Here is a 9,479-nt window from a genome sequence, read left to right on the forward strand (position 1 = left end):
GGCTACATGATTGATCTGGTCGGTAAGGCCGGGTCTCAGATTGCCGAGCGGATCGTTCGACAGCGCGGCAAGATGCAGGACCGCGTCGAAAGCCTTCAGATCGGCAAGTTCGACGTCTCGCGTGTCCTTGCGGATGGCCGGCACATCCACGATCGACCCGCCCTCTGCAAATGTGCAGCGAGAGTACAGATCGCTGTCGAGGCCCACGACTTCGTGCCCGGCACGCCGTAGCATCGGGGTGAGCACTGTTCCGATGTAGCCGAGATGTCCGCTCACGAGAACGCGCATCTTAACGCCTCCAAATTAATTCTGCTTCTATCCCCCCTGCTTATTTCAAAATCGGTCGCTGATGCACGTGTTTGTAAAACCTTAGTTAATGGCGCGCATTGAAATTGCGGGAGCGATCCGCTCAAGACGACGGGAAATGGTTGAGCCGTACGCCATGATCGTTGACGTCGCTGGCGGCGGCGCCAGCCGAGAGACGCCGCAGTAGCGCTTGGGGAACTCTGCGTAGTTGCCGGTGAAGCCGGTAACGAATGGTGGAACGGCTGACGTCGAAGCGATTGGCCAGTTCTCCGCCGAACGCCACAACGAACTTGTATCGCGCCTCGTTTTCAATTCCGCCATCGAAATCGAAATGAAGGCCCCGCTCGTGCGCCAGCTCGATGCCACTCCAGAGGAGCAGACTTACTGCGCCTGGATGCGCAATGCTCCTGTCCCGCGACGACAGGAAATAGTGCACGAATTTGTGGTCCCAGACGAAGAAGACCTGGGCGTGAACGTTGTTGTTCGAGTCCACCGCCGCCAGGATCTTGCATTGCTGTCGCTCGCTCGCGGCGGCATAGACAGCTTCCAATCGCGAGAGGTCGAAATACGACTTCGCGCCCTCCAGGTTGGCCTGGTAATACTTCACGAAGTATTTTGCGGACGTGACTTCGCGAATGACGAGCCGTTCCCGCGCGCGTCGTATCACGTTCTTCGTCTTGTCGCGCAATCCCGACCAGAGCTCGTCTCGGGGGCTCGTGCATTTCAGCATGAAAGTCGGATGCGCGCGCACCTCGTAGCCGCACGCGAGGAACGCGGCGACATCGCTGAACCCGGTATCGAGCGTCATCTCGACGTGATCGAAATCCGCGACCTGCTTGAGCAGATCAGTGATGACCGCATGCGCCAATCGCATGCGCGCTTCCGTCTTGCCGGACTGCAGCGTGACTGTCGGTCCGAGAAAGCGCGTGATTTGAGGCATCTCGCAGATGCTCATCCCGCCTTCAGTACGCGTGACGAACCGGAGAGAACCCACGACGCGCCCGCCACGCGAACAAGTGACTTCGCGCCAGCTACCGGGAGCCAGCGCATCCAGCCACCAATCCTCGTGAAAGACCGATTTGCGCATCAAATTCCTCTTCCGGAGACTAACCGGATAGCGAAACGGCAATCTGATTAAACCAAAACGTGCAGAAATGCCCAACGTCCGCGCGGATCAGAAGGCCTTAGCTTCTATTGTAGTTAACGACGTCTGCAGCATTTGAATCGGGGCGCTGGCCTAGTTAGCCTCTGAGCTCGTCGCCGGTCAGATGACGCATTGACGCAATGCTGCGCCTGTTCGAAACATGTTTAATCATTGTCACGCGATACGTATTCACTGCGGGCTTTTGCGTGCCGATCGATCCAAATTCGGCTGCACGAACGGCGTGCCGGCGTCATAGCGCGCCTTGGCCGGAAGCACATGAAGCTTCGTCTCTCCGACCGGGTCCACCCAAGGCCAATCGTATCCGCGCCCGGCGTCGAAGAACGCGGGACGGCCTGCGAGGTACATGGAAGCAGGCAAGGCGCGATCCCCGCTTCCGGAATCCCAGTGCGTTTTGTTGGTGAGGTAATCAAAATTGCCATATCGAATCGTGGACATCGCAACCTTTGCGTCCGTCGGATATGGCTTCACGGCGTCCCAGCCGAGCATCCAGACGCCGGGCTTTGCGTCGGTAAACCGAGTTTCGTACGACCAGCCGCCCATCTGACCGGGAATCCCGAGCACATTTCCAATGAAAGACATCCAGTAGGAATACGCCATCAGGCCGGCGGCGCGCCGCGGCCCATTGCGGGGCTGCGACATATCATCGATCGTCCCGCCCGCCTGATTGTCGAACGCTGCCCGGACGCCACGCAGATAGTTGCGGAAAAACGTGTGATAGATGCTGTTGCCGTGAGTGTCGTCGCTGTCGGCGTTCTGGGCGTAGTTACCCTCGAACAGTACGTGATGGGCGCCCACCATGTGGCTGGCGTTGAGCCCGGTCTCGATCCAGGCTCCATTCGTATTGATGTAGCCCATGTCCATGTAGTTATAGCCGACCACCGAGCCCGCCCCGGCGGAACGCGCCACCACCAGCTTGTTGGCTCTCACGGCAATTCCATTCTCGATCAGAACTTCCGACGATCCGGCGGAAAGGCTAATGGCATATCCGCCTCCGCCGGGTTGAGCCCAGGCCGCGTCGTGCACGTAGAACTCGCGCAGTTCGACGCGAAAGGAACTGTGAACTGCAAAGCCTTCGCCGTGCCAAACCGAATTGTCGACGTTCTTCGCCCACGAAGAAGCAGCCCAATTGAAGCGAAGATTGCCCGCGTCGCCCCCCTTAAGCGCCAGATCTTCGACGCCCGCGTGTTTCACATGCGGCTGCGCGAATCGCGACAGTTGAGCGGCGTTTGCTTTCCGATAGCTGATGTGGATTGGAGTCGTGAAGGTGATCCTGGAACCGGAGACGGTGCTGATCTCCTTGACCTCGGCAACAGGCCGATCAGGTCTCCCGAACCACGATCCAGCGCTTTGCGCCGTCGACGGAAACGCATCGGGTGCAAAGTCATCGACATACTGAATTGCAGGCTTGTGCTTTTGCCAGACAACCCTGAAATCTTCCGACGCCCAGATCTCCCCTCGCCCCTGAGGGTCGACACGCCAATCAGCGGCCGACGCCTCGTCGAGCAGCACGATCTGTCCAGGCACAAAGCCCGCAGCGTCGTCGACCTCGATCGTTTTTTCGCCCTTGGTGGCGTCATTCCGAAGGTTCGCCGATCGCACGGCATTGACCGTATCGCTCGTACTGGAAAAAAGCGACGGGCCCACCACGACCAGCGGAGACGGCTTGGCACCGACTGCGTCATTGAAAGGTTTTGCGCCATCTTGCTTTTCGAGCATCGTCCGGCCCGGACCGGAGCCGCGCAGCGTGATTGCCTTGTTGAGCAGCAGGAAATTGCCGCCATTTATCAGAAACCGTCCCGCCGCCAGTTGCACGACCTGCCCTACAGGACATGCGTTGATTGCGCCCTGGATTGCCGCAGCATCATCGAGTGTGCCGCCACGAGGCGACAGCGTCGCGCAGATGGTTTTTCGAGAGGGTATCCCACCCTCGGCCATCAGGCCGGGTTGCCAGGTCGTCGCGCGATCTGAGGGCAGTGTTTCCATCGAGTCGAGAGCAATTGCGGACGAATGGTTTGAGCATGCAACGAAGATCATCGTTGCAGCCAAGCACCGCCAAGGCCGTCGCAGGGCCGTTCGCAGCGTCTGGTGACCAGGGTTGCGCCGCGTCGCGATGACCATACGGTTGAACATGCATCCTCTGACTTGCGGCGCCGAACCAACTGGCTTCGCGCCTGCTAGCGTGACCTCACGACATTGACGGGAGTGGACGGCGGCCTGAACCGCGGTCCGTGGATGCGCCGCATTGCTGGACGCCTGGCTATTGCCGAGTTGGCCGCGGGACGCGCCTGCCTCCAATATCTGGCAGCTTCAACCGCGGCTATAACGAACACGACCCACAGCATTTCGAAGCCGCGCATCCACGTGCTCTCGAGACCGTTCGTGATGGCAACGTAGAGAACGATCGACAGCAGGATCCATGCCCGCGAAAGATCAAACCGCGCCAGGCGACCAATGCCGTGTATCGTCGCAAGGATGAACGCGACAAGCAGGAAAAATCCCGCATAACCTAGTTCAAGCAATGTGTCTTCATACCCATTGTGGGCGTTGGGCATCTCCTTGACCCAGCCCGGCGCTTCCACGATGCTCGGCGCGTCGGGCCCAACCAGCCAGAACGACTGATAACCCCAGCCCAGCAACGGCTTCTTTGCGATTTGCATATTTGCAAAATCCCAAATGATGGTACGGCCCGTGAAAGTCGAATCGCCGTACAGCATGTACGACACGCGATTCATGCTGAATCCGGTGACGAACGAAAAAACCATCCAGCAAATCGGTATCGATACGACAATCACCCACACCGGAACACGGGTAGCCCTGGAAAGCTTGAGCAAGGTCCAGGCAAACACCGGGACAAGCACCGCAAGAGCAAGCGCCGTCTTCGAATTGCTCAGCAGCAGCAGCGCAACAGACATCAGCGCGGTAACGATGCCGAGAATCCGTCGTCGTCCGGAATGAAGCAGTTCATGGAGCGCAAGCAGGAATGCAACGGCAGCGCATTCACCTAGGTAGTTCTTGCCCGAGAAATAGCCCGGGTAGCCCCATGTGGCGAACTTCACATCGATCGGCGGCCGGCCCATGACGAACAGCATGTTCAGCACGGCAGCGATGAAGAAACACCAGAACAAGCCGCGCAGCAGGTCGGTCGATCGAGTTGCAACGATCGCCGGGAGCGCGATCGAGGCAATGATCATGGCCTGCTGCATAAATCTGATCAGCGAAGTCTCCGGCTTGAATGCCCAGGCAACGCTCGCCCCCGCCAGCGCAAGATAGGCGAACAGTATGATCAGGATCGGCGGAAAGCGAAGTCGCGACCGATTGCGCAGCGCAACGACGAGCGCGACTGCGGACAGGATCGGCCAAAAGATTTTGCTCTCTGGACGAGCTTCAAGAAGACAAGCCGAGTCCGTCGGACTACAGGTCACGAGGATCAGGGGAAAGGCAATCGTGGCGTAGACACAGGCCAGCAGCGGAATGATCGCGTATCTGTCGATTACCCGGCCGGACGGAGCCGCCAAGCCTGGTCGCTGAGAACGCAATACGGCTTCGTGCATGCTCGGGCCCGTCAACTCCAGTCGCCAAGGCAGCACGCTGATCGTCAATCGCCTGCCTTGCCCGACCGCCGGGCCACGCAGCGATACGATCAGCTTCTCAATGGCACTGGCGCCAACACGTACTCAGACACGGCTCCGAACACCAACGATAAGTCAATCTTTCCTGAATTTTTATAGTGAACGCTTCGTTAACGCTTGTCCCCTAGCGTGGCGCACAGGGCGGGCTGTTTCGCTTGGTCGCTTAATATTCCGGGAAATTGTGGATGCCGCGTAAGTACATGTTTACTCGCGCAAATTTCTTCCGAGCCTGTGTCCGGCAATACGGCGATCGATGCCGAACGGCGACGACCGCAAGCGGCGTGCAAGCAAGCGCGAAGACGAGACCGGCGTTTACCAAGACTGCGTTCGTTAATCTTCGTTAACCAGGGTCCAATGTCGTGCCGAGAAGTGCAGGCAAGAGTAGTCAACGAACGCCGTGCCTGACCACTCGTGAAGTGGCGCCGGCGCATTCGCCTGGCAAATCCTCGCGTCTCAGTGGCCGCCTGTTGGGCGCTCTGGTCATCACAGCGACAATCGCGCTTGCTGGCTGCTCGACCATGCCGACCTCGGGACCGGCAAGCTCCTATGTCCGCGCGGGGCAGACCGACCCTGAAAGCGTGCACTATGCCTTGGTGCGCCTGACAGCTGACACCGAGAGGGTCCTGGTGCGCAACTCGAGGCGGATCGACCGCGTTTTCACGGATCGCCGCGGCCCGCCCGAGATTCGCTTTGGCATCGGCGACACGGTCAGCGTGACGCTGTTTGAATCGATGGCCGGTGGCCTGTTTACTCCAACCGAAGCCGGCACGCGTCAGGGCAATTATGTCACGTTGCCCAATCAGGCCGTGAATTACAAAGGCAACATCACGGTTCCGTATGGGGGCTCGATCCGCGCTGCGGGCCGGACGCCGGAGGAAGTCCAGAATGCGATCGTGAAGTCCCTGCAGGACCGTGCGATCGAACCACAGGCAGTGGTTGCGCTGGTGGATCAGAAGGCAACCTCGATCAGCGTATTGGGCGAGGTCGGAACGCCTGCACGCTTGCCTGCAAGCGCCAGCGGCGAGCGGCTGCTCGACATCATCACGCGCGCGGGCGGCCCCAAGAATCCCGGCTTCGATACCTGGGTGACTCTCGAACGCGACGGACGGCAGGGTACCGCACCGTTCGGATCGCTGCTCAGCCAACCGGCAAACAACATCTTCGTTCGCCCCCAAGATACGGTGTACGTATTCACGCAGCCGCAAACCTTCCTTGCGATGGGCGCTTCCGGGCAACAGGGGCAGTTCTCGTTTGGGGCCTGGCGCCTGACACTCGCCGAGGCCATGGCGAAGGCGGGCGGCCTTAAGGATGATCACGCCGACCCTGGGTCCGTGTTTATCTACCGAGGAGAACCACGCGAAGTTGCCAAGCAGCTCGGCGTCGACTGCACTCGCTATAGTGGGCCCCTTGTCCCCGTTATCTATATTCTCGATTTGAGAGATCCCGGCGGCTACTTCATCGCGACAGAATTCGAGATGCGGAATAAAGATGTCATCTTCGCGTCCAATGCAAATTCTGTCGAAGCGACAAAGTTCATGACTTACCTTCGGTTGATCATCGGCACCGTGAGCGATCCAATCGTCGCCGGGATCGATGCCTACACGCTGAAGGGACTCGCCAACGGCAGCATCTCCGGCGCGACAACCATCGTTACGTCGTCCCGATGACAACAATTGGCCTGGCGGAATCGGCTCCCGCGGCAAGTATGCTGCCGGCAACCGAATCCGCCGACGTAACTGCCCGCGATCGGTGGCCTCGCCTTCAGGGACACATTCCTGCGCTCGACGGCGTGCGCGGACTTGCCATCGTGATGGTGATGCTACTGCACTTCGTCGGCAATACGTTGCCGACCAACGCTGTCGAGAAGATCGTCGTCGGAATCACCAACTACGGCTCCTACGGCGTCGAGTTGTTCTTCGTCCTGTCCGGCTTTCTCATCACTGGAATCCTCTATGATTCACGAGAGGATCCCAGCTTCTTTCGCAATTTCTACATACGGCGCGTGCTGCGCATTTTTCCGCTCTACTATGGCGTGCTCGCGCTTGTCTTCTTCGTCGCTCCGCTTTTGAGCCCGCTGCGTGGTCCGACCCTCGACTATCTGGTAGATCGTCAGACCTGGGCCTGGCTGTACGGAGTCAACGTCTACATCGCATGGAACGGTGACTGGTCATTCTCGTATCTGGAGCACCTCTGGTCGCTTTGCATCGAGGAGCATTTCTATTTCTTCTGGCCGCTCGTCGTATATCTGGTCGCAAAGCAACCGAGAAAGTTGATTGCGGTCAGCCTTGGCCTATCGGTCGCTGCGATGCTCGCCCGCCTGGGCGGCTCCTTGGCGGGACTTAGCTGGTGGACAACCTATGTGTTGACACCGTTTCGCCTGGACGGTCTGGCCCTCGGCGCCTTTCTCGCCGTGGTCGTCCGACAACCGGGCGGACTTCGGCGACTGGTGGGTGCCCTTCCATACGTTGCGACCACTGCATTTGCCTTGCTTTCCCTGACTTTCATCTGGACGCGCCTGGTGACCGACCAAGGTAACGCTTTTGTCCTTCCGGTTCGGTCTTCCATCATCACCGTGCTGTTGGCTTGTCTCCTCATCTGGGTGCTCGTTGTCCCAAAGCATTCCTTGGTATCGCGCCTTTTCTGCAGCCGACCACTGATGTTTCTCGGGACCTATAGCTACGGCCTGTACGTCTACCATCACTTCATATCGTACTATCTCGTGACTCATCGAACCGAGCTGGCACTCGGCGAATGGCTTGGCTCTCACAGCGCAGCCGTGGCAATACAGGCGACAGCGGGCGCGCTCGTCTCGCTGCTAATCGCTTATCTGAGCTATGAATTCGTCGAAAAGCGTTTCCTGGAACTGAAGCGCTTCTTCAACGCTCGACGCCCCGTTGCTGCTGGCGACGCGCTGGCGCCTTCCCATCCGTACCGCAACTGATGGCGAGTCTCGTACGGTAGAAGCTCTCGAGAGCGCGAGCTGCTGAACTCCAGGCATACTTACTTTCGGCCAAATGCCTTGCGGAACGTCCGAGATCCCCAGCGCGATCGGCATCACCCAGCAAGCCGCTGACACGGGCGGCAAAGCTCTCGACATCGTCCGCGATCATGATGTCGCGGTCCGGCACGGCCTCGATCCCCTCCGCGCCCAGGGTTGTCGAGACGATTGCCTTGCCCATCGCCATAGCCTCGACAATCTTGAGCCGTGTCCCGCCTCCCAATCGCAAAGGGACGACGACGGCTGCCGCCTCGGCAAGATGCGGTCTCAGATCCGGCACGAACCCGGTGAACTCGATTCGGGGCCCTGCCAGCGCCAACAAGGCAGGTGGCGGCGAACCACCAATGATCTTGCAACGCGCATCCGGATGGCTGGCCGCGATCCGCGGCCATATATCGTTGACGAAGTGGATGACACCGTCGACATTCGGTGCATACGACAAGAGGCCGAAGAATACGACGGTGCGTCCGTCGGGCTTCGGATCGTCGGCACGCGGGCGATAGAACTCGATATCCGCGGCATTGGGGATGACGGCGGTCCTGGCTTCCGGTACTTCTTCAAGCAGCCGTCGTTCGTCGGCAGCGCTGCACAGATAGACACCATCTGCGTCACGATAGGTCCCGAGCTCCTCCCTCCGAAGCTTGCGCCAGTTGACTTCGGAATAGAGGCGACGAAACAGGCTGTCGCCGCTTTGGGCGTACTGACGGGCAAGGTCGTAGTCGATGTTGTGAGAATCCACGACCAATACCGGAAGCTTCTCTCCTGCCGGCGCCTTGCGCAGCGCGTAGTGACCAAGGAACGTGAACTCGAGATTAACCACGTCGAAGCGCGTCGACCCAAGCAAGTCGTCCAGCGTCTGCCGCACTACGTCTGCCGTGATTCGCAAACGCTCGAAGCTGAGGGGCGATACCAGGGAGCGCAGTTGAAGCAGGCGCTTCGGCATCCCATCGCGACCAAACGGGTTACGCACGAGCACCACCTTGCGGCAGTAGGCCTGCATGGCAGTTCGGCATTCCTCGATGTCGTGCTCGTCATCCACGAGCATGACTGCCGTCAGGTCATGGCGCTGAGCTAATTCCGTCATCAGACCGTGCATGCGCGCCTGCGCGCCGATGCGCGGTGGGCTCGCAGGCATCTGCGACACGAAGAGAACATTTAGGCGGTCTGAGTGCATCGATCCAAACCTGCCTGCCGACATCGACAGGTACTGAGATGCTCGCTGGGGCCCACATTCACACAGCTCGGCTTACTCAATGCTTAAGCCGGGGGGTTGCGTTAATAGTTGCCTCGCTCCTCTTAACGAAACAATGATAGAAAGGCGGCGTATCCATTTATCCGCTTGGATTTTCGACGTAGAAGCATTGCCGAAGCAGTCTTGGTA

Annotated in this window: 7 protein-coding genes; 2 read left to right on the forward strand and 5 right to left on the reverse strand. The window is 59.2% G+C overall.

The genetic code is table 11. The features are described 5' to 3' along the window. The 4 genes from PMN64_RS39945 to PMN64_RS39960 all read right to left on the reverse strand — a co-directional run. Positions 1 to 288: NAD-dependent epimerase/dehydratase family protein (locus PMN64_RS39945; protein WP_411784715.1), on the reverse strand; the 288-nt coding region annotated here is incomplete at its 3' end. Between the two features lie 121 nt (positions 289 to 409). Beyond that, the gene (locus PMN64_RS39950) at positions 410 to 1,393 is read right to left on the reverse strand and encodes a GNAT family N-acetyltransferase (protein ID WP_304497076.1); all 984 of its coding nucleotides are present in this window, start codon (positions 1,391 to 1,393) and stop codon (positions 410 to 412) included. Positions 1,394 to 1,639: 246 nt separating this feature from the next. Next, positions 1,640 to 3,601, reverse strand: a complete 1,962-nt coding sequence (locus tag PMN64_RS39955) for a hypothetical protein (protein ID WP_411784716.1) — start codon at positions 3,599 to 3,601, stop codon at positions 1,640 to 1,642. A gap of 44 nt (positions 3,602 to 3,645) precedes the next feature. Continuing rightward, a complete protein-coding gene (locus PMN64_RS39960; RefSeq protein ID WP_411784717.1) occupies positions 3,646 to 5,022 on the reverse strand; it encodes an O-antigen ligase family protein in 1,377 nt (458 codons plus the stop codon). Between the two features lie 545 nt (positions 5,023 to 5,567). Here PMN64_RS39960 and PMN64_RS39965 point away from each other — a divergent pair. Both PMN64_RS39965 and PMN64_RS39970 read left to right on the forward strand, forming a co-directional pair. Next, a complete protein-coding gene (locus tag PMN64_RS39965; protein ID WP_028338401.1) occupies positions 5,568 to 6,767 on the forward strand; it encodes a polysaccharide biosynthesis/export family protein in 1,200 nt (399 codons plus the stop codon). Continuing rightward, complete coding sequence (locus tag PMN64_RS39970; protein WP_304497079.1) at positions 6,764 to 8,041, forward strand: acyltransferase family protein; 1,278 nt, start codon at positions 6,764 to 6,766, stop codon at positions 8,039 to 8,041. The genes PMN64_RS39965 and PMN64_RS39970 overlap by 4 nt, the downstream gene beginning before the upstream one ends. Here the strand turns inward: PMN64_RS39970 and PMN64_RS39975 are convergent. Continuing rightward, positions 7,977 to 9,272 carry a glycosyltransferase family 4 protein gene (locus PMN64_RS39975; protein WP_411784718.1) on the reverse strand — a complete coding sequence of 432 codons (1,296 nt, stop codon included), beginning with the start codon at positions 9,270 to 9,272 and terminating at the stop codon, positions 7,977 to 7,979. The genes PMN64_RS39970 and PMN64_RS39975 overlap by 65 nt on opposite strands. Positions 9,273 to 9,479 lie beyond the last annotated feature (207 nt).

It is taken from the genome of Bradyrhizobium sp. UFLA01-814 (assembly GCF_046718885.1).
GTDB classification, from domain to species: domain Bacteria; phylum Pseudomonadota; class Alphaproteobacteria; order Rhizobiales; family Xanthobacteraceae; genus Bradyrhizobium; species Bradyrhizobium elkanii.

Excerpts from the sequence above, each read along its gene's own strand:
- PMN64_RS39960 (WP_411784717.1), bottom strand. The coding sequence starts at position 5,022 with ATGCACGAAGCCGTATTGCGTTCTCAGCGACCAGGCTTGGCGGCTCCG.
- PMN64_RS39975 (WP_411784718.1), bottom strand. The coding sequence starts at position 9,272 with ATGCACTCAGACCGCCTAAATGTTCTCTTCGTGTCGCAGATGCCTGCG.
- PMN64_RS39955 (WP_411784716.1), bottom strand. The coding sequence starts at position 3,601 with ATGTTCAACCGTATGGTCATCGCGACGCGGCGCAACCCTGGTCACCAG.
- PMN64_RS39970 (WP_304497079.1), top strand. The coding sequence starts at position 6,764 with ATGACAACAATTGGCCTGGCGGAATCGGCTCCCGCGGCAAGTATGCTG.
- PMN64_RS39950 (WP_304497076.1), bottom strand. The coding sequence starts at position 1,393 with ATGCGCAAATCGGTCTTTCACGAGGATTGGTGGCTGGATGCGCTGGCT.